The sequence below is a fragment of the Prauserella sp. PE36 genome, assembly GCF_003311655.1.
Taxonomy (GTDB): domain Bacteria; phylum Actinomycetota; class Actinomycetes; order Mycobacteriales; family Pseudonocardiaceae; genus Prauserella_A; species Prauserella_A endophytica.
This window is the reverse complement of the sequence record NZ_QEQT01000100.1, coordinates 86,823-105,908: the sequence shown is the minus strand read 5'-3', so window position 1 is coordinate 105,908 and position 19,086 is coordinate 86,823. Positions and strand designations below refer to the sequence as shown.

23 protein-coding genes are annotated in these 19,086 nt (G+C 70.8%); 5 read left to right on the top strand and 18 right to left on the bottom strand.

Features of this window, described 5'->3' with window-relative positions; all coding sequences use genetic code 11:
- Positions 1-48 precede the first annotated feature (48 nt).
- From DI005_RS31520 to DI005_RS31495, 6 genes are all read right to left on the bottom strand, one after another.
- The gene (locus tag DI005_RS31520) at positions 49-399 is read right to left on the bottom strand and encodes a DoxX family protein (RefSeq protein ID WP_112265450.1); all 351 of its coding nucleotides are present in this window, start codon (positions 397-399) and stop codon (positions 49-51) included.
- A gap of 13 nt (positions 400-412) precedes the next feature.
- Positions 413-598, bottom strand: a complete 186-nt coding sequence (locus DI005_RS31515) for a hypothetical protein (RefSeq protein ID WP_110334064.1) — start codon at positions 596-598, stop codon at positions 413-415.
- Positions 599-777: 179 nt separating this feature from the next.
- Positions 778-1,941, bottom strand: coding sequence for a pyridoxal phosphate-dependent aminotransferase (locus DI005_RS31510; protein ID WP_112265452.1), 1,164 nt, complete (start codon positions 1,939-1,941; stop codon positions 778-780).
- A gap of 23 nt (positions 1,942-1,964) precedes the next feature.
- Positions 1,965-2,693: a hypothetical protein gene (locus DI005_RS31505; RefSeq protein ID WP_228713535.1), complete on the bottom strand. Its 729-nt coding sequence runs from the start codon at positions 2,691-2,693 to the stop codon at positions 1,965-1,967.
- A 49-nt stretch (positions 2,694-2,742) separates the two neighbouring features.
- Positions 2,743-3,045 carry a hypothetical protein gene (locus DI005_RS31500; protein WP_113644531.1) on the bottom strand — a complete coding sequence of 101 codons (303 nt, stop codon included), beginning with the start codon at positions 3,043-3,045 and terminating at the stop codon, positions 2,743-2,745.
- A gap of 34 nt (positions 3,046-3,079) precedes the next feature.
- Positions 3,080-4,252: a phosphotransferase gene (locus DI005_RS31495; RefSeq protein ID WP_113644530.1), complete on the bottom strand. Its 1,173-nt coding sequence runs from the start codon at positions 4,250-4,252 to the stop codon at positions 3,080-3,082.
- A gap of 109 nt (positions 4,253-4,361) precedes the next feature.
- On the opposite strand from DI005_RS31495, the gene DI005_RS31490 reads away from it, so the two are divergent.
- Positions 4,362-4,790 (top strand): helix-turn-helix transcriptional regulator, encoded by a 429-nt coding sequence (locus DI005_RS31490; RefSeq protein ID WP_199543379.1) that lies wholly within the window; start codon positions 4,362-4,364, stop codon positions 4,788-4,790.
- Between the two features lie 6 nt (positions 4,791-4,796).
- Here the strand turns inward: DI005_RS31490 and DI005_RS31485 are convergent, their stop codons facing one another.
- The 7 genes from DI005_RS31485 to purD all read right to left on the bottom strand — a co-directional run bounded on the left by DI005_RS31485 (position 4,797) and on the right by purD (position 11,303).
- The gene (locus tag DI005_RS31485; protein WP_113644529.1) at positions 4,797-5,930 is read right to left on the bottom strand and encodes a transglycosylase SLT domain-containing protein; all 1,134 of its coding nucleotides are present in this window, start codon (positions 5,928-5,930) and stop codon (positions 4,797-4,799) included.
- Positions 5,930-6,241 carry a hypothetical protein gene (locus tag DI005_RS31480; RefSeq protein WP_112265460.1) on the bottom strand — a complete coding sequence of 104 codons (312 nt, stop codon included), beginning with the start codon at positions 6,239-6,241 and terminating at the stop codon, positions 5,930-5,932. Before DI005_RS31480 ends, DI005_RS31485 begins: the two co-directional genes overlap by 1 nt.
- Before the next feature lie 122 nt (positions 6,242-6,363).
- A complete protein-coding gene (locus DI005_RS31475; protein WP_255565785.1) occupies positions 6,364-7,149 on the bottom strand; it encodes an ESX secretion-associated protein EspG in 786 nt (261 codons plus the stop codon).
- Positions 7,146-8,906, bottom strand: coding sequence for a PPE domain-containing protein (locus tag DI005_RS31470; RefSeq protein ID WP_113644528.1), 1,761 nt, complete (start codon positions 8,904-8,906; stop codon positions 7,146-7,148). Before DI005_RS31470 ends, DI005_RS31475 begins: the two co-directional genes overlap by 4 nt.
- Before the next feature lie 10 nt (positions 8,907-8,916).
- Positions 8,917-9,504 (bottom strand): DUF3558 domain-containing protein, encoded by a 588-nt coding sequence (locus tag DI005_RS31465; RefSeq protein WP_233520386.1) that lies wholly within the window; start codon positions 9,502-9,504, stop codon positions 8,917-8,919.
- On the bottom strand, positions 9,488-9,919 hold the full coding sequence (locus DI005_RS31460; RefSeq protein ID WP_146770506.1) for a hypothetical protein: 432 nt from the start codon (positions 9,917-9,919) through the stop codon (positions 9,488-9,490). Before DI005_RS31460 ends, DI005_RS31465 begins: the two co-directional genes overlap by 17 nt.
- Before the next feature lie 121 nt (positions 9,920-10,040).
- Complete coding sequence (gene purD, locus DI005_RS31455) at positions 10,041-11,303, bottom strand: phosphoribosylamine--glycine ligase (RefSeq protein ID WP_113644527.1); 1,263 nt, start codon at positions 11,301-11,303, stop codon at positions 10,041-10,043.
- Positions 11,304-11,441: 138 nt separating this feature from the next.
- Between purD and DI005_RS31450 the strand changes: the two genes are divergently transcribed.
- The gene (locus DI005_RS31450; RefSeq protein ID WP_112265468.1) at positions 11,442-12,569 is read left to right on the top strand and encodes a glycerophosphodiester phosphodiesterase; all 1,128 of its coding nucleotides are present in this window, start codon (positions 11,442-11,444) and stop codon (positions 12,567-12,569) included.
- Between the two features lie 4 nt (positions 12,570-12,573).
- Here DI005_RS31450 and DI005_RS31445 read toward each other — a convergent pair whose 3' ends face one another.
- Together DI005_RS31445 and DI005_RS31440 are read right to left on the bottom strand one after the other, a co-directional pair.
- The gene (locus DI005_RS31445; RefSeq protein ID WP_112265470.1) at positions 12,574-12,975 is read right to left on the bottom strand and encodes a MerR family transcriptional regulator; all 402 of its coding nucleotides are present in this window, start codon (positions 12,973-12,975) and stop codon (positions 12,574-12,576) included.
- A gap of 34 nt (positions 12,976-13,009) precedes the next feature.
- Positions 13,010-13,195: a hypothetical protein gene (locus tag DI005_RS31440; protein ID WP_112265472.1), complete on the bottom strand. Its 186-nt coding sequence runs from the start codon at positions 13,193-13,195 to the stop codon at positions 13,010-13,012.
- A 74-nt stretch (positions 13,196-13,269) separates the two neighbouring features.
- Here DI005_RS31440 and DI005_RS31435 point away from each other — a divergent pair, with 74 nt between their 5' ends.
- Positions 13,270-14,169, top strand: coding sequence for a LysR family transcriptional regulator (locus DI005_RS31435; protein WP_112266679.1), 900 nt, complete (start codon positions 13,270-13,272; stop codon positions 14,167-14,169).
- A 25-nt stretch (positions 14,170-14,194) separates the two neighbouring features.
- On the opposite strand, the gene DI005_RS31430 is transcribed toward DI005_RS31435, so the two are convergent.
- The 3 genes from DI005_RS31430 to DI005_RS31420 form a co-directional block, all read right to left on the bottom strand.
- Complete coding sequence (locus DI005_RS31430) at positions 14,195-14,812, bottom strand: LysE family translocator (RefSeq protein ID WP_112265474.1); 618 nt, start codon at positions 14,810-14,812, stop codon at positions 14,195-14,197.
- A gap of 76 nt (positions 14,813-14,888) precedes the next feature.
- Positions 14,889-15,677: a helix-turn-helix domain-containing protein gene (locus tag DI005_RS31425; protein WP_113644526.1), complete on the bottom strand. Its 789-nt coding sequence runs from the start codon at positions 15,675-15,677 to the stop codon at positions 14,889-14,891.
- 253 nt (positions 15,678-15,930) lie between these two features.
- The gene (locus DI005_RS31420) at positions 15,931-16,593 is read right to left on the bottom strand and encodes a TetR/AcrR family transcriptional regulator (RefSeq protein WP_113644525.1); all 663 of its coding nucleotides are present in this window, start codon (positions 16,591-16,593) and stop codon (positions 15,931-15,933) included.
- Positions 16,594-16,619: 26 nt separating this feature from the next.
- Between DI005_RS31420 and DI005_RS31415 the strand changes: the two genes are divergently transcribed.
- Positions 16,620-17,837, top strand: a complete 1,218-nt coding sequence (locus DI005_RS31415) for a homogentisate 1,2-dioxygenase (RefSeq protein WP_147263922.1) — start codon at positions 16,620-16,622, stop codon at positions 17,835-17,837.
- Between the two features lie 5 nt (positions 17,838-17,842).
- Positions 17,843-19,015: an alpha/beta hydrolase gene (locus tag DI005_RS31410; RefSeq protein ID WP_113644523.1), complete on the top strand. Its 1,173-nt coding sequence runs from the start codon at positions 17,843-17,845 to the stop codon at positions 19,013-19,015.
- The last annotated feature ends 71 nt before the right edge of the window (positions 19,016-19,086 follow it).

Sequence of the window (19,086 nt, the reverse complement as noted above, 5' to 3'; positions counted from 1 at the left end):
GGCCACCTTTGTTGCGTTGAGCGCAACAAAGGTGGCCTTGGGGGCACGTCAGGCGAGGCCGAGGAGGACGGCGTTGGCGACCGCGAGCAGGCCGAGGCTCGCGCCCGGTGCCGCGACGGCGGGCGGGTCCTTGGCGCGGAGGTGCCGCAGCACCGTGCCGACCATCAGCACGACGAGGCCGATCGACGCCACGAGCGCGGCGGGACGGAACCAGAAGCCGACGATGAGCCCCGCCGCCGCGGCCAGCTCCAGCGCACCGATCGCGCGGTTGACCTGGGTGGACAACCCGAGGTGCCCGGCGTAGGACCGCAGCGGCTCCACCCCGGCGAGCCGGGCGCCGCCCGCGCTGAGGAAGGCCGCCGTCAGCAGGAGTGAGAGCACCCCGATGACGATCGACATGTGCGGGCTTGGCTCAGGGCCGGATCTGCTTCTTCTTGCCGCCGCCCTTGATCGCGCTGTACGCAGCGGTGCCGAGGAACGCGGCGCCGCCGATGAGGACGATCCAGAACGCCGCCTCCACCAGGAAACCCACCACGGAGCCGATCACCATGAACGCGACCCAGACGAGGAGCAGGCCCCCGACGATCTTCCAGAACATGATCTTCCTCCGCTGCGCTCCGATTGGACATCCGGTCCATCCCAGGTTGGCATGCCATCGGCCCGGATGACCCTTCACGAGTCCAACGTTCAGGGAAAACTCCGGGTTCCCCCTTACGCACAGGCCCCACTGCTGCGCGGGGCCCCACTGCAGGGAAGGTGGCCTTCACTGCGGTCGGGTCACAGCCAGGCGCCGAGCCGCCGGACGCCCTCGGCGACCTCGGCCTCGGCTCCGGCGAACGAGAACCGGACGAACCGGCCGCCGTCCACCGGGTCGAAGTCGATGCCGGGCGTGATGGCGACGCCGGTGTCGGCGAGCAGCCGCTGGCACCAGCTGAGGCTGTCGCCCGTGTGCGCCGACACGTCGACGTAGGCGTAGAACGCGCCGTCGACGGGCGCCACGCGCTCGAAGCCGAGCTCGCGCAGGCCCGCCAGCAGCAGGTCGCGGTTGGACCGGTAGTGCGCGACGTGCCCGTCCAGCTCCGCGTACGACTCGGGGGTGAACGCCGCTACCGCCGCCTGCTGGGCGAGCGCGGGCGGGCAGATGTTGAAGTTGCCGGTGAGCACGTCCACCGCGCGGTGCAGCCGCTGCGGCACCAGCATCCAGCCGAGCCGCCAGCCCGTCATCGCGAAGTACTTCGAGAACGAGCCGAGCACCAGCGCCTCGCCGGACGTCTGCCAAGCGCAGCCGAGCTCGGTCTCGTACGAGATGCCGTGGTAGATCTCGTCGCTGATCAGCTGCACGCCACGCGAGGAGCACCAGCCCGCGATAGCGGCGAGCTCGCCGGGCGCGAGAACGGTGCCGGTGGGGTTGCTCGGGCTCGCGACCACGAGTCCCTTGATCGGACCCAGCCCGTCGAGCAGCTCGGTGGTCGGCTGGAACCGCGTGTGCTCGTCGGTGGTGAACTCCACGACCTCGCAGCCCAGCGCCGAGAGCAGGTTGCGGTAGGCGGGGTAGCCGGGCCGGGCCATCGCCACCCGGTCGCCCGCCTCGAACGCCGAGAGGAACGACAGCAGGAACCCACCGGAGGAGCCGGTGGTGACGATGACGTCCTGCGGGCTGACGTCGAGTGAGTACGTGCGCTCGTAGTGCCCGGCGATGGCCTCGCGCAGCTCGGGGATGCCGAGCTGCACCGTATAGCCGAGGTCGCCATCGCGCAGTGCCTTCTCGGCAGCCGCGAGCACGGGCTTCGGCGCGCCCGCCGTGGGCTGGCCAGCGCAGAGTGCGATCACGTCGCCATGGCTGCGCTGCCTTGCCTGTGCCGCGGAGAGCACCTCCATGACGTGGAACGGCGCCACGTCGGCGCGCCGCGAGGGGCCGGGGAAGGGTGCGAACTCGACCATGCCGCCGAGCGTAAGGCGGCGCGCTACCGGCTCTTGCGGTAGGCCAGCGAGATACCGCCGTCCCGGCGGCCGATCGACAGTGCCAGCCCGGCCGCGGCCATCAGCAGCAGCACGCCGACGTTCTCGCCCAGCTCCTCGGCGTGGTAGGTCAGCACGTAGATCGGCCCGCTCTCACCACCCGCGATCAGCAGTCCCTGCAGCAGCTCCATGCCCAGCGCAGAGCCGAGCAGCAGCGCACAGCCCGCCACGACGAACCACCTCGGCCTGCCCCGCAGCCTGCTCGCCAGCAGCAACAGCGCCGCCGCCACGAACAGACCGGCCACCAGACCGGGCAGCAGCCAGTAGAACGGGAAGCCGTCGAACGTGACCAGCTGCCGCCCGATGCGGTCGAGCCGTTCGTGCAGTTGAGTGTGGTCGTCGAGGGAGAGTGCGGCCAGCAGTGCCGCGCCGCACCACCAGCCCCACGACTCGGCCCTCGCGGTTCCGTACGCGAGCGCCGCCGTCACCCCGTACAGGACCGCCGCGACCACCAGCAGGCCCACGCTCCACCACGTCGGAAGGTTCCCCTCCACGAAGACGTCGAGGTAGAGCTGGATCTCGCCGCGATCCCTGGTCAGCGGGTGGTGGATCAACGCGGGCACCGCCATGCTCGCCACGTTGAGCACCACCGAGACGCCGAGCAGCGCCCACCACACCCGATGCAGCCGCACCGGAGCGAGCGCGGCGAGATCCCTGCTGGTCACATCTGTCACGGCGATCATCCTTTTGAGAAGAATGCGCGATTCTAGCCCGATGCCCGACTCAGTTGGGGCTGTCCACGCTGTTCACGCTGCTGCCCGTGTTCGGGCTGTTCACGCTGTCGGCCGTGTTGTCCGCTCGGTCGGCCGGCGAGTCGACGGCGGACGCCGCGGGGGAGTCGGCCGACTCGGGCGAGTCGTCACCGGCCTGCTGCTGCGCGTGGTCGACGAGCTGCACCTGCGCGGGCACCTGCTGGTCGTTGAGCTCCACGTCGGCCGACGCGGTGCCCGCTGCCACCAGTCCGCCGACACCCAGCACCGTCGCGGTAGCCGCCACCACGAACCAGGGACGCCTGTTCTCAGCCATGATCGTTTTCCTTTCCTCGTTTACCTTCGGTTTCTCACGCGGCGAGCAGGTGCCCGCCGGTCAGCCAGCGCTGGGCGAGGTCGAGCCGCTGCGCGACCTCGGTGCGCCAGTTCGGTTCCTGCACCCGATGGGAGCCGGTGGCCAGTGACAGCACCACCGCGGCGACCCGGGCACGCAGGACGTCGGTGTCGAAATGCCTGCCGAACTCGCGGAGGCAGTCCGAGGCGAACGCCTCGACCACCGCGGCACGGTCCGGCCGCACCTGTGCCAGCACCGCGAGGTGCCCGAGCAGGCAGGCGGGGTCGTCGTAGCGGTCACCGGCCCCGGCCGTGTCGATGTCGAGCAGCCCGCTGATCTCGCCGTCGCGCACGAGTAGCTGGCTCTCGTAGAAGTCGCCGTGCACGGCGACAGGCGATTCGCCGGAGGGCGCCACCGCGTCGGCGATCGCGCGCGCGGCGGGACCCGCCTCGGGCAGCACCGCGGCCACCACGTCGGCGTAGTGCCCGGCCTGTTCACCCCAGCCGGGGCGGGCCGGGCGCTCGGCGAGCTCGGCGGGCAGCGAGTGCAGGACCTCGACGATCCGCGAGGGATCAAGGCGCACAGGCTCCCCGCTCAGGAGCAGCTGCCGCAGCGAGCGCCCCGGAAGGCCCGCGAGCACGAGCAGCCCGTCGCCGGTCCAGCCGAGGCTCTGCGGCACGCGGGCGGCCTCCGCGGCACGGTGGAGCCGGTGCAGTTCCTCCACCTTGTGCGGCCGCAGCACCTTCACGAACAGGCTCGTCCGGCCGGTCCGCACCTCCACCACTGCCCGGCGGCACGGGCGGTAGGCCCGCACGCGCAGGCTCACCGGCCCATCACCGAGCCCGAGCCGCTCGACGAGCGAACCCATCCGCTCCGGGTCGCACGCGGCGGGCAGGCCGGGCAGCGCGGGGTCGTGTGGAAAGCGCCAGACCCCGACCTCCCGCTCGCCGTCGGACATGCGCATGGCCGCCGAAGAGTGCCCGGAGTCGGTGGCGCCGAGCGTCTCGGTGCTCTGCGCGCCGTCGGCCCACTCGACGTCCACGTGCGCCGCGACCGTCGTGGCGCCCGAGGGCTGCACGTCGAGGTGAGTGGTGCGCCAGCCGAGCATCCGGCCGCCCGCGACCTCGACGGCCGAGGCCCACAGGAGGTCCAGGTCCGCCTGACCGGGTGTCCACCGTGTTTCGCTCATGGACCCCACGATGCTGGCGCACCGTGAATCCGACCTGAGTGGCGAATTAAGGGATCTTCATGAAAGGACGGGTTGGGCACTCCCGGCGCGACGTGGCACGATTTCGCAGGTGAGCAGTAGTCCGAACGCGGAGCACCAGCTGCGCGACCTCGTGCTCCTCCGCCGCGTGCGCGACCGGATCGACCGTGAGTACGCCCAGCCGCTGGACGTGGAGGCCCTCGCCCGCGGCGTGCACATGTCGGCGGGGCACCTCAGCCGCGCGTTCCGGCGCGCCTACGGCGAATCGCCGTACTCCTACCTGATGACGCGGCGCATCGAACGCGCGATGGCACTGCTGCGCCGGGGCGACCTCAGCGTCACGGAGGTGTGTTTCACGGTCGGTTGCTCGTCGCTGGGCACGTTCAGCACCCGCTTCACCGAGCTGGTCGGGATGCCGCCCAGCATGTACCGCAGCCACGCCAAGGCGACGGCGGGGATTCCGTCCTGCGTGGCGAAGCAGGTGACGAGGCCGATCAGGAACCGGGCGACCGCTACCTAGCGGTCCTCAGTAGCCCTGGTAACCGCCGCCGCTGGCCATTGAGGCGAGGCCGGGGTGCCCTTCGAAGCCACCGTAGCGGTCGAACGTGTACCGGACGCCCGCGATGATGTTGTCCACCGGGTTGTAGATGTCGTCGTGGCCCGGCAGCTTGTACGCCTCGAAAGTCGGGTCGATGCACTGCATGAGGCCCTTGGACGGGGTGCCCTTGGCTGCGTTGGAGTCCCAGTTGTTGATGGCGTGCGGGTCGCCGCCGGACTCCTTCTCGATGATCGTCCAGATCTCGTCGATGTTCTCCTCGGTCACCGGGATGCCGTTGGCCTGCAGGATCTTGATGGCCTCGCGGATCCACTGGTCGACGTTGCCGGGTGGCGGGCCGCTGGTCGGCGGGCCTCCGCTCGGGCCGAGCCCGCCGCCGCCCGAGGCGCCGCCGCCGGAGCTGCCGCCACCCCCGGAACCGCCTCCGCCGGAGCCGTCGCTGATACCGCCGGTGGCCTGAACCTGCGAACCGGACGAACCCGGCGGCGGCACGGAGGCGAACCCTCCGTCCACTTCGGTCTTCATGAGCTCCTGTGCCCTGCTGATCGCCTGGTTGGACTGGGCGAGCAGCTCGTCGATGCGCGTCGCGGCGTCGGAGGCCGTGCGCTTGTTCTGCTCGTCCGTGGTCTGGAGGATCTCCTCCGCCGTCGGCGACGGCGCCGCGTCGCGCTCCCCGTTCTGGAACGCCTGCATCGCGCTGCGCGCAGCCTGGATCCGGCCCTCCGCCTCGTTGTTGCGGTTGTCGATGGCCGTGCGCGCGTCTTCCTTCGTGCTCTGGATCTGCCGCTTGAGGTTGGAGAGCGTCTCCTGCAACGACGTCAGCTCACGCGCCACCTCGTCGAGCTTGTCCTTGACCTTGTTGCCGGCCGCGGCGACCTTGGCGACATAGTCGAAGAACGCGTCGGCGGCGGGACCGTCCCAGACACCGCCGTCCTGCAACGGAGCCGCGGCGCTCGTGAGCCCGGCGGTGTGGTCCCCCGCGTTGCGCGACGCCTCGTCGAACTGCCGGGCGACCTCCTGGATCTCCCCGGGGTTGACCTTGTCGACCCTCGCGGCCCGAGTCTCCACATCGGACCAGTTGGCCGGAGTCCCCGCGCCCGCCATCAGACCTCCCTGACGGTGAGGTTGTCGGCCGCGGTCGCGTCGGCCTCACCCATCGCCGCGACGGCGTCACGCAGGGCGGTGCTCGCGGCCGTCATCAGCCCGGCGGCTGTTTCGAACTCGCTCTGCATGCCGGAGGTGAACGAGCCGAGCGTGCCCGAGACCTTGTCGGGGTTCTCGGGATCCTCGACGTCCCCGAACGGGCTCTCGCCCTCGACACCCTTCATCTTGGCCTTGGCCGAACGGAACTCCTCGGCCAGCCGGTCGAGGCTGCCCGCGGTGATGTTCATCGACTCGGCGTCGTATACAGGCACGGCTGCGTCATCTCCCCTTCACACACCCGATCTGTGTCCGCCGGTTTCGACGCGTCGATCCCCACGGCGGTTCCGCTCAACCCTACGATGCGGCACCGGTTCTCGCGCGACCTTCGACCGGGTCAGACCTCGCCGAGCAGCTCCCAGACCCGGCCGGCGAGCAGCGAATTGTCCGCTGGTGTCACGGTTGCCCAGTTCCGCCCGTCGCGCTCGGGCCGCACCTGGAAGAGGTAGCGCCCGGCGTCGGTGTCGTAGAAGGCGATCACGCGCCTGGCCCTGCTGATCCGGCCGTCCCGGCCGTGCCGCTGCGCGCCGAACTGACCACGCGCGGCCATGCCCATCATCATCCCGGCGAGCTCCTGCGCCTGCCACAGCTCGACGCCACGGTCCTCCAGCGCGGTCACCATCGCCTTCGCGTCTCCGCGGGCGTCGGCGTCGGCGGCCACGAGCACCTCGTGCGGCAGGCTCACCGAGCGGCCCACCCCGGGGCCCAGCTCACCGGCCACCGACACCGCGGCCTCGGGCAGGGTCGCATCGGACGCGGGGATCAGCCACACCTCCTCGCCGTCGACGACCCCCAGCAGCGCCTGGCCGCCGGTGCTGACGGCGAGCCCGGAGATCTGCCGGTCGGCCCACACCCACAGGTCGATGCTCACCTTCGGCTGCACGAAGAGGTTGAGCATGTCCACGACGTCGGGGGACGCCTTGTGCCCCCTGGCGAGCCGTCGCCGCGCGAGCGACTCCCACGCCTGCTCGACCAGCACGGCCCGCTCGGTGTAGGTGACGCCGGGGCTCGGGACGTCCAGCGCGACATGCCGCTGCGGCAAGCGCTCGGCCTCCCAGAGCATGTCGAACTCCAGCGCGGACAACACCACGCTGCCATTGACGCCGCGGTCGGGTGTGCTCACCGGCGCCCGTCCGCGTCGTCGCCGATGACGTCCGGCGAGACCATCCGCTGGTCGGTGAACAGGTCCTGGTCGTCGACGCCGTACCGCCGCACGTGCGAGGCGTCCTCCTCGCCGTCCTGCGGCGCCGCCTTCTCCAGGTAACCGCCACGCTGCTTCTCCGAGCGCGGGCTGAGGCGCTCGGAGTTGCGTCGCGCCCTCTCCTCCTCCTCCTCGGGCAGGTCGCCGATGGCGAGCTGGTGCGGCGAGCGCGTGGCGCCGGGTGCGCTGCGACCGACGCCTCTGCCCTTGCGGTCGTTGTCACCGCTCAGGGCGCCCGCGACACCACCGGCGCCGAGGGCCGCCGCTCCCGCGCCGAGGTCGTTGAGCGACGCGCCGCCACGCGGGGTGCCGGTGAATCCGCCGCTGCTGACCGTTCCGGCCGGGGTACCCGGCTGGGGCGCCGAGCCGAACGACTTGCCCTTCGGGAGAGGCTGCTCGTCGGAACCACCGGCCCCTGGCGTCGCCGGCTTGCCGACCACGCCGCCCGCGGCTGCCGCGGGCGGCGGAACGCTCGCGCCGGGCCCGCCCGTGGCGGGGGTGCCGCCCGGCACCGGGGAGCCGCCCGGCACCGGGGAGCCGCCCGGCACCGGGGAGCCGCCCGGCACGGGAACGCCGGGAACGCCGGGTGCCCCGCCGACCCTGGGCGGGACCGCGCTGCCCGTGCCGGGCGGGACGGCGGTGCCGGGGTTCTTGGTGCCGACGACGCCGGCCGCGGGCGGAACGGTGCCGGTCGATCCGGGCACGCCCGTTGTCTGCCCTCCGGGGGTTGCCGGTGTGCTCGTGCTCGGCGGCAGGGTGCCGCTGCCGCTCTGGTGCTGCTGGGGCTGCCGTGTGCCGCCGACGTAGCCGGTGGCCGAAGGCGTCGGCGCCGGGCTCGTGGCGGCGCTGCTCGCCGTCGTGGACTGGGCGACGGGACGCGGAGCGGGGCTGCCGCTGCCGGTGCTGCGGGCAGGCGGGGCCTGCGCGGCGATGCCGTAGGCGGGTGTGGGCGCGGTGGCGGCGCTCACCCCGCTCACCCCGCTCGCGACCGGGCCCGGAGTGGGAGCCGGGGCGTGCACCTGACCGACCGCACCGGCGGTGGTCGTGACGTCGCCTGGGCCGCCGCCCGCGTCGATCTCCCCGGGCAGCCTCGGCCCGGTGTCGGCGCGCACAGCCTGCGGAGAGTCGAGCGACGGCGTGTACGCGAGGTACTCGCCGCTGTCCCTGGCGTAGGCGTTGAGCGCCTCCAGCGCCTGCTGCCGGGCCTCCCTGGCCTGCGCGACCTTGCGGGCGTTGTCGGTCTCGAAGCCGAGCAGGCTGCCGATCGAGTCGAGCAGGCCGTAGCCGCCGGACTGCCGCAGCGCCGCTGAGTCGGGGAGTTTGTGCAGGGTGCGGTTGAACGCCTCGCCCTGCGCGAAGATCTGCTTCGCCGAGTGGCTGACCCGGTCGCCTGCCTGCGCGGAGAAGTCGGCGTTTCGCGCGACGGCGGCCCCCGCCTGTGTCGCGGCGGCGCTCTGCCACTCGACGCCGAGCTTGCCGAGTTCGGTGCGCAGCGCCTGGTCGGTCTCCGCGAGCGCCTCGCCGACAGCCTCGAGCGCGTCGACGGCGTCGCTGATGCCGCTGATGCCAGGACCGGAGCGGAACCGGTCGATCTCGTCGGCCAGCATGTTGTCGGTGTAGCCGTCGAAGCGGTGGTCGCCGATCTTCTTGACGAGCACCGAGATGTCGAGGTTGTCCATTGCCGGGTCCTTACCTCGTGGCCTGCAACGTCTGGACGGCGAGCGTGGCGGCCTGTGCGGCCAGGTCGCACATCCGCGCCTGGGTGAACTCGCTCGGGTCGGTGGGGTAGAGCTGCGTGCGCAGGGTCTGGCCCTCCGCCACGCCGACGAGCGTCTCGCAGTCACTCGGGCTGGAAGAGTTCGCGTAGTGCGTGAGCGCGGGGAAGCCCTCGATGTCGGTCCGCTCGGTGATCATGCTGCTGTTCTCGCGCTCGCCGTCCACCCACTCCTGTACGTCGGCGTCGGTGATCGCCTCCACGTAGAAGCTGTAGTACGGCGCGGTGAGGTCCACGTCGAGCGAGCACGTGGGCCCGTCGCGGCCCTCGGGATCCGTGCGCGGTTCGCTGTTGACCTTCAGCTGGTCGAGCTGGGCGTCGGTGAACAGGGCGCAGGGATCGACGCCGTCGAGTGGCAGCTCGGCGGGGCGCTGCGCGGAGGACTGGGTCGGCGTGACCGTACCGACCGCACTGGCCTCGCCGTCGCGCACGCTCGCGCAGCCCGCCAGCACGAGCGCGGCCAGCACCCCGCCCAGAACGAGAAGGCTAGGCCGGGTAGACACGCCTGTCCCCGAAGCTCGCCGCCTTCTCCTCGTCGTCGAGCTGATAGGTACCGCTGGCCTTGCGGAGCTGCTCGGCCAGCGAGCGCAGCTGGAGCACATACGAGCGGACCTTGCGCTCGTAGGAGCCCTCGTCGCCCGCGATGACCTCGTTCCACACCTGGACCACGTTGGTGGACACGACGTCCTCGGAGGGCGCGTTGATCCGCAGCGCGGCGAGGTGCTGCGCGAGCTTGCCCTGCAGTGCGGCCGCCTGCTCCTCGATGATCCGCGCGACGTCCAGGATCTTGTCGGGAGCGATCTGGATGTCCCTGGCGCTGGGGACACCCGGCACCGAGGCGTTGAGCTGCTCGCCACCGGTGAACTCGGTGGTGAAGGGCATCAACGACCCCGGCAGCGCCTCGCGGTTCTCTGACATGCGCGCACCCCCTGCTACGGTCCGTAGCCGGACAGTTTCCCACCGCAGGCTACCAATCCGGATGTGACGGCGACCTGAACTTTGACGCACGGCACCGGCAGGTGGTTCCCGCGCGTTCGGATCAGCGGGTGGGCAGCGCGATCTCGCCGCGTACGGCGCGCAGCGCGATGTCGGTGCGGTGGTGGGCGCCGGGCAGGTGGACCCTGCCGACCCGCTCGTACGCCTGCGCCCGCGCGGCCTCCAGGTCGCTGCCGGTGCCGACCACGGCGAGCACGCGGCCGCCGCTGGACACCACGGCCCCGTCGTCGCGGCGGCGGGTGCCTGCGTGCAGCACGCCCTCGGCCTCGCCGCCGGTGATGACGTCACCGGTGCGGGGCTTGCCGGGGTAGCCGTCGGCGGCGAGCACAACCGTGACGGCGGCGCCCTCTGCCCATTCCAGCGGCGGGTGCTCCGCGAGCCTGCCGCTGGCGGTGGCGTGCAGCAGCCCGCTGATCGGGGTGCGCAGCAGCGCGAGCACGGCCTGGGTCTCCGGGTCGCCGAACCGGCAGTTGAACTCGATCACCTGCGGGCCGTCGCTGGTGAGCGCGAGCCCGGCGTAGAGCAGACCGGAGAACGGGGTGCCCCGCGCGGCGAGCTCGTCCACGACGGGCTGGACGATCGAGGCCACGACGTCGTCCACCAGGCCAGGAGGCGCCCACGGCAGCGGCGCGTAGGCGCCCATACCGCCGGTGTTGGGGCCCGCGTCGCCGTCGCCGACGCGCTTGAAGTCCTGCGCGGGCAGCAGCGGCACCACGGTGCGGCCGTCGACCAGGCAGAACAGCGAGGCCTCCGGACCGTCGAGGAACGACTCCAGCACCACCGGGTGGCCGCCGTCGAGCAGCATCAGCGCGTGCTTGCGGGCCTGCTCGACGTCGGGCGTGACCACCACGCCCTTGCCCGCGGCGAGCCCGTCGTCCTTGACCACCCACGTTGGGCCGAAGCGGGCCAGCGCCGCGTCGAGGTTCGCGGGGTTGTCCACCACCTCGGCGCGCGCGGTCGGCACCTTCGCGGCGGCCATGATCTCCTTGGCGAACGCCTTCGAGCCCTCGATGCGGGCGGCCTCGGCCGAGGGGCCGAAGCAGGCAATGCCCGCCTTGCGCACGGCATCGGCCGCACCGGCGACGAGCGGCACCTCGGGGCCGATCACCACGAGGTCGGCCTTCCACTGCCCCGCGAGCGCCGCGATGGCGGACGGGTCGGTCAGGTCCACGCCGAGCGGCTCGGCGAGCGCGGCGATTCCGGCGTTGCCGGGCGCGCAGGCCAGCGCCGTGACCGCCGGGTCGTGCGACGCGGCAAGGACGATGGCATGCTCTCGGGCTCCGGAACCGATAACCAGGACTCGCACGGGTGTTGAGGGTAATCGCGGGGGTCTCCTGCCGTTCACCGGCATGTCTCCTCGGTGCCGCTGAGGTGTCGCCCGTCCGTCGCGCCGGGCGGCGAATGTTGCGACGGAAACCCCGATTTCCCCCAGAAAGGGCTTCAGATGCTTCGACAGCGACTGGCGCTGGTCGCACTGAGCGCGCTCGCCGTGTTCGGCACCACCAGTGTGGCGAGCACCGCACAGGCCGCATCGGACGGCGCAGTGAGGGCGGGCAAGGGGCAGGACGAGCCGGTGGTCGTGGCCCACCGGGGCGCGTCCGGCTACCGGCCGGAACACACGCTCGCCGCGTACGAGCTCGGTGCGCGGATGGGGGCCGACTTCATCGAGCCGGACCTGGTGATCACCAAGGACGGCGTGCTCGTCGCCAGGCACGAGCCGGAGATCGGCGGCACCACCGACGTGGCCGAGCGCCCAGAGTTCGCCGACCGCAAGACCACCAAGGTGCTCGACGGCACGCCCGTGACGGGCTGGTTCGCCGAGGACTTCACGCTCGCCGAGCTCAAGACGCTGCGGGCGAAGGAGCGCATCCCGGACCTGCGGCCGAACAACACGATCTACGACGGCCGCTTCGAGGTGCCGACGCTCCAGGAGGTCATCGACCTCGCCAAGCGCCTGTCGCGAGAGCTGGGCCGCGAGATCGGCGTGTACCCGGAGACCAAGCACCCGACGTACTTCCAGCAGGCCGGGCTCCCGCTGGAGCCGCCGCTGGTGAGGACGCTGGAGCGCAACGGCCTCAACCGCAAGAGCGCCAAGGTGATCGTGCAGTCGTTCGAGGTCGCCAACCTCAAGCAGCTGTCGAAGCAGCTGCGCGTGCCGCTGGTGCAGCTGGTCGACTCCTCGGGTGCGCCGTACGACTTCGTCGCCTCCGGTGACCCGCGCACCTACGACGACCTGCTGACGCCGAAGGGGCTGCGGGAGGTCGCGACCTACGCCGACGGCCTCGGGCCTGCCAAGGACCGGGTGATCCCGAGGGACGAGAACGGGTACCTGCTCGAGCCGACCACGCTCGTCGGCGACGCGCACCGCGCCGGGCTCACCGTGCACCCCTTCACGTTCCGCGCGGAGAACAACTTCCTGCCCGCCGACTTCCGCTCGTCGGACAACCCGGCGGAGTGGGGCGACATCTTCGCCGAGTACAAGGCGTTCCTGGCGACCGGCATCGACGGCCTGTTCGCCGACCACCCGGACATCGCCGTCGAGGCGGCCAGGGCGGTCAGCAGCGGCAGGTGACCCGTCAGCTCGCGGGCGCCGCGGACACCTCCTCCGCGGCGCACGCGGGCGCGGGCGCCGAATACACGTCGATCTTGTGCCGGATGAGCCGCTGGTGCTCGCGCAGCTGCGCCAACTGCTCCTCGACGCGGCGGTCGTGCGCGCGCAGCACCGCGAGCCGCTCTTCCCGGCACGCCTCGCCGCCCCGCAGCAGCCGCACGAAACGGAGCATGTCGGCGATCGGCATGTCGGTGTCGCGCAGGCAGCGCAGCAGGTGGAGCAGCCCGAGGTCGGCGTCGGAGTAGCGGCGACGGCCTCCCGGCGTGCGCTCGATGGCCTCCAGCAGCCCGATCTTCTCGTAGTAGCGCAGCGTGTCGATACTGAAGCCGGTCTTCTCGGTGACCTGTGCCGGAGAGTAGAAGCTCACGCGTTCCAGAGTGACACCTGGAGTGCGCTCGAGGTCAAGACCGCTGGCAGACGCCGACGCCCGGACGTCCCCTGGTGACCACGCCGGCGCCGGTCACGCGCACCTGCAGCGAGCCGCACGCACATCGCGTCCACACGGTCTCACCCTCGGGCGTGCGGTGTCGCGAGACGACCTCGTAGACATCCGTGTCGGGCCAGCCGCAGAAGGGGCAAATGCTCATGAATCCAGCATGGGACCACGCGAGTGTGCAGGTCCAGGTTGGATTCGTGGACGTGATTGTGAAGAATGGGCTTCATGATTGACCTTCGCAGGCTGAGCGTCCTGCGGGCGGTCGCCCACTACGGCACGGTCACCGCCGCCGCACACGCGCTGCACCTGACCCCGTCCGCGGCGTCCCAGCAGATCCGCCAGCTCGGCCGTGAGCTGGGCGTCGCGCTGCTCGAACCGAATGGCCGCAGGGTGCGGCTCACCGGCGCCGCCCTCGGCCTGCTCTCCCACGCCGACGCGATCGAGGCGCGCTGGCGGCAGGCCGAGTCGGAGCTGCACGCCACCGGCGCCGAGCCGTCCGGTGTGCTACGGATGGCCGGTTTCCCCACCGCGATGTGCCGCTTCCTCGGCCCGCTCACGGTCCGGCTCCGCGAGCGGTATCCCGCGCTGACCGTGCGGCTGCGCGAGAGCGAGACCCCGCGCTGCTTCGATCTGCTGTTCAACGGCGACGTCGATCTCGCCGTCGTCGAGGCCATCCCCGGCAACCCGGCCGCCGGCGACCAGCGTTTCGACCAGCGGCCCCTGCTCGACGACCCGTTCGACCTGCTGCTGCCCGGTGATCACCCGCTCGCCGGGCGGCGCTGCGTGGAGCTGTCCGAGGTCGCCGGTGAGCCGTGGATCATCGGGGCCGATGGCGACGCGTGGCGCGCCCACGTGCTCGCGGCGTGTTCCGCGGCCGGGTTCAGCCCGAACATCGCGCACGAGGCATGCGACGCGAGCCTGGTGGCGAGCCTGGTCGACCTGGGACTCGGCGTCGCGCTCTTTCCCCGGCTGGCCCAGTTCCAGCCCGACGTGGATGTCCGCCGTGTCGAAGTGAGTGGCACGGCCCCGTCGCGCCGGTTTCTCACGTGCACGCGCCGCGGCGGCAGGGACGCCCCCGCCGTCGCGGCCGCGCTGGAACTACTTCACGAGGTCACGGCTCGCTGAGCATGGCTGGCCGCTTCTTTCGCGGCTAGCCGACGAGTTCGACGGCGAGGGCGACGATCATGCCGCCGCCGAAGAGAACGAGGAAGCCGCCCGAGAGCCTCGTGAGCCACGGGAGGATGCGGTCCATGCGGGCGAGAGCGCGTCTTGAGCCGAGGACGACGGCGACGAACACATCCCAGGCCAGCACGATGGAGAACATCCAGGTGCCGTAGAGCAGCAGCGTGAACGGTGCGGCGGCCCTGACTGCGGCGGCGAGGCTGACGTAGAACAGCGCGTTCTTCGGGTTCAGCAACCCGGAGGCGATGCCGAGTCCGAAGTTCCTCAGCCACGTCGTGCGCTGGGCGCCCGGGGCTTGATCGAGGTCGATCCGCGCTCGTGAGCTGAGGAACGCGAGACCGACGAAGATCAGGAAACCACCGCCGGCGAGTTGGAGCGCGTCGAGCAGCGCCGGGTGCGAGATGAGTGAGACGCCGGAGAAGGCGGCAGCGATGAAGATCCCGTTCGCGGTGGCGATGCCGAGGCATACTCCGGTGGCGTTGCGCCAGCCGCTGGTCATCGCGGTGCGGGCGATGAGGAAGAAGTCGACGCCGGGGATCAGCAGTGCCAGGAAGTGCGCGATGGCGACGGCGACGAACTGCTCCATTTCTCCCCTCGATGCGTGACGATGAACCCGTCAAGCATCAAGGGGCGGCCCCGCGGGGTCTTGTACGATCTTGCAGTCAGCCCCGGTACGTGCCGGGTGAGGCGGCGACGTGTGCGCGGAAGACACGGTGGAAGTGGCTCTGGTCGGTGAATCCCAGAGCGTGAGCGGTCTCGGCGATGGGCCGACCCCCTCGGAGCATGCGCCGAGCCTGCACGATGCGGGCATTCTGCCGCCAGGCCAGCGGGGAGAGTCCGGTGGCACGTCGCATCGCACGGACGAGCTGGTACTTCGTCATTCCGACCATGTCGGCCAGTTCGCCCAGCGCTGGATTCGACTCGTCGTGGCGAAGCCGACGCATGACCGGGGCGAGCCGGGCGAGCAGCTCGGGGTCGGCGTCACTCGTTGCCAGATGCGCTGGTGACGCGGCCTCGAGCTCGGCGAACAGGGCGGCGAACTGCGCCTCGATCGGTTCGCGGGCCTCGTCGGTGAAGATTGCGTCGTTCAGCACGCTGACCCGCCGGTGCAGGTCGGGGCGGCGCAGCACTCTGATCCCGTCGAACTGGCGACTCGCGCCCTTGCACGGTGCGAGTGAGACCGCCCAGTTCTGGTCCATGTGGACCATCTGGTACAGCCAACGGCCCGCGTCCGGATTGCAGGCATGAACCTGACCGGCCGGGATGACCACGACGTCACCGGGTTCCAGACGGATCGTGCCGTCGAGCGGACCGGTCAGCACCGACGTTCCCGCGTCGATCACGCCGATCGAGAACGAGTCGTGGGTATGCGGCCGATAGCAGGTGTTTTCCTGGCCCGATCGCCGGGCCTCCAGATGAGGCAACGCGGTACTGCGCCAGAACTCCGCCACGCGACCTCCTCCGCTGGCTCGCCAGACCGTGTGCACCTGGTGCCTGTCGCATGCCAGGTTACGCCGAGACGTCGGCCTTCCCCGAGCCGCTCGCCCTCCCAGTACGCCGCGTGCGCGCGGCTCGCCTCGTACTGGGCTGCTCCAGCGAATCGGCGAACACGATCGCGATCGGCTCACCCTCGCGGTGGATCTGTCCGAAATGGACTGCGGGTGCTGATGCGGCGCCTGGTCGCCGCCGGACTCGATGGCACGTTCAGTCCGACTCGGGCGCGGCCAGCATCGCCTTGGCGACGGCGTTCAGCAGTGGCGCCAGCTCCTCGGGTGAGCTGCGTGGCGCGCCGAGCGCGGCGTGCACCGCGGCCCCGTAGATCAGTGTCTCGAACAGGGTGGTGAACGCCGCCGGGGTCACGTTCTCGGCCAGCCGGCCGGTGGCGCGTAGCCGCTCCGCCTGGCGGATGGTCGATTCGTGTGCCTTGCCCGTGGTCGCGGCGAGTTCGGGGGCGCTGTCCGGATGCAGCGCCATCGCGAACGATTCCACCAGCAGTTCGGCGCTCTGCTCAGGTTCGCGGGTCAATGCCCTGGTCAGCAGCTCGCCGAGGTGTTCGGCGGTCGGCACGGTTTCGAGCAGGAACGTCTCGTCGGTGAACAACTGGTGCGCGCTCGCGACGGGTGTGGGCGCGACCAGTCCGGCGATGAAATCGGTCTGCGCCGAGTGGACGGCGGCGGCCATCAGGTCCTGCTTGTCCCGGAAATGGGCGTACAGGGCGCCGGTGGTGAGTCCGGCGCGGCGGGCCACGTCCTGCACACGTAGCCGGGCGGGGCCGATCTCGCGCAGGAGTTCCTTGGCGGCCGTCACGAGCCGCTCCCGGGTGCGCTGGCTGCCGGTCGCCTCACCGGTGTCGGACTCGTCCGTCACGGCACCACCCTAAACCGGGTCGATCCGTGCCTCTTGACCTGCCGTGTAGTGTGATAATAAATTTATTACGGTCTTGGGAGGACGACATGGCGACACCCACGCACGTGCAACGGGGCACCCTGCCGCGGGGCGTGTACCAGAACCTCGACGGGCTCAAGGACGATCTGCTCGGCCGCAACGGTTTCCTCGGCCGACAGACCCATCTCTACCGACACGGCGACCCGTGCGAGTACCGGCCGGCAGCGGACCCGCAGACCCGCAGCGCGCTGCAACGGCAGCTGTCCCCCACAGATGCGACAGACCCGTCGGGCACGCCGATCCGCTTGGCACACAACGAAAGTTGCCAGCTGTGGTTGAGCAGGCGAGCCGCCGCGATGCCGTTCTACCGACGCAATCTCGACGGTGACGAGGCCGTGTTCGTGCATCGCGGCCAGGGCGTGTTCGAAACGGAGTTCGGGCCGATCCCGTTCGAACCCGGCGATGTGGTCGTCATCCCGAAGTCGGTGACCCACCGGCTGGTGCCCGACGGCGCCGACAACGTCTTCCTGATCACCGAGACCACCGAGGAACTCGTGGTGCCCGACTACGGGCTGATCGGCCATTACACGCCGGTGGACCCGTCGATGATCTTCATCCCGGAACCCGAGGTGCTGCCCTCGACGGAGCCGGAGTACGAGGTGCGCCTGAAGCACGGCGGTGACCACGCCTCGATCGGTTACGACCACAACCCCTGCGATGTCGCCGGGTGGCGTGGCGACTATTTCCCGTGGAAGTACAACATCCGGGACTTCAAGACGTTGAACGCCGACGCCGCGCACATCCTGCCTTCGGCCCGGACCCTGCTGGCCACCCCGAGCATGGATGTGCTTCTCGCCGTCTTCGGACCGCATCGCGCCCCGATGGTGCCCGGGGTGGAGAAAACGCCGCCGTCGCACCGCAATGCCGACTACGACGAGGTGTTGTTCAGCCATGACGGCCAGGCGTTCGGCAATCCGATGCCCACCGGGGTGCTGATGCATGTGCCGCAGGGGCTGCACCACGGCGTGCCGGAGGCGGAGAAACAACGGATCCGCGAGGAGTATCCGGCGGAGCTGTTGCTCGATTCGGTGGCGGTGGCCATCGACTGCCGGGCGCGTTTCGTGCTCGACGAGGCGTTCGTCCGGGCGTTCGAGGAGCTGACTTCCGGGGAGTCGGCGTCGGGGGACAACCCGGTCGCGACGCTGCTGAACGGGGAATCGAGGTGACGGCGATGTCCTATCAGCGGCGGGCCGTGCTCATCCACTATTCCGAGGACGCCGGCCACAGCCATGACAGTTATGTGCAACAGGCGGCGGGCGAGTCCGACACCCGGCAGCGGATCATGCTCGCCGCCGTGCACTACCGGCCGTCGGCGCCGTCGGACACGGTGATCGTGTTCATGCATCCGATGCACGGTCTGGCGCACCATCCGCTGGTCGAACACCTCGCCGCCGCCGGCCACCATGTGCTGTGCTGCCCGAGCCGGTACAGCAGCGACAGTTCGTTGATCATGGAGAAGGTCGTCAGCGACCTCGGCGGGTGCGTCCGCCACCTCAAGGATGAGCTGGGCTATCGCAGGGTGGTGCTGGCCGGCTGGTCCGGCGGTGGCGCGCTGATGGCGTTCTACCAGTCACAGGCGGAAAATCCGACTGTTGTGGACACTCCCGCCGGCGATCCCTACAACCTGGTCAGAGCGGGGTTGATTCCGGCGGACGGGATCATGTTCATCGCCGCGCACGCGAGCCGGCACCAGCTGCTGACCGAATCGCTGGACCCCGCCGTCGTCGACGAGCGCGATCCGTCCGTCCGCGATCCGCGTTGGGATCTCTATGCGACGGACGCGCTGACCCGGCCCCCGTACTCGGCCAGTTTTATCGCCAGCTACCGCGCGGCCCAGATCGACCGCAATCGCCGGATCACGACCTGGGTGCGCGCCACCTTGCGGCACCTGCGCGAGAGCGGGCGGCAGGATGAGGAGTACGCGTTCACCGTGCACGGCACCATGGCCGATCCGAGGTGGCTGGATCCGTCGGTGGACCCCAACGAGCGGCGCGCCAATTGGTGCTACCAGGGCGATCCGCGTGTGGTGAACAACGGCCCGACCGGCCTGGCCCGGTTCAGCACCTTGCGCAGCTGGCTGTCCCAGTGGAGTTACGACGAGTCGATGGCCGACGGCCCGGCGCGCGCCGCCGAGATCAGCGTCCCGGTGCTCGTCATCGCGATGGGCGCCGACGACGCCTGCCCACCCAGCCACCCGCGAGCACTCTTCGACGCGGTACCCCACGACGACAAGGAATTCCACGTCATCCCAGGCGTCAACCACTACATCCAGGGCACCCCCGACGGCCTACCGAGGACCCGCGCCCTCTGCCAGAACTGGCTGAAGGCCCACGACCTCGGGTGACCCACCGACACCGCCGTCGTGGGCCCACTGTGAGCGTCGCCCGGTCGTCCGGCCTCGTACGAGGCGCGCTC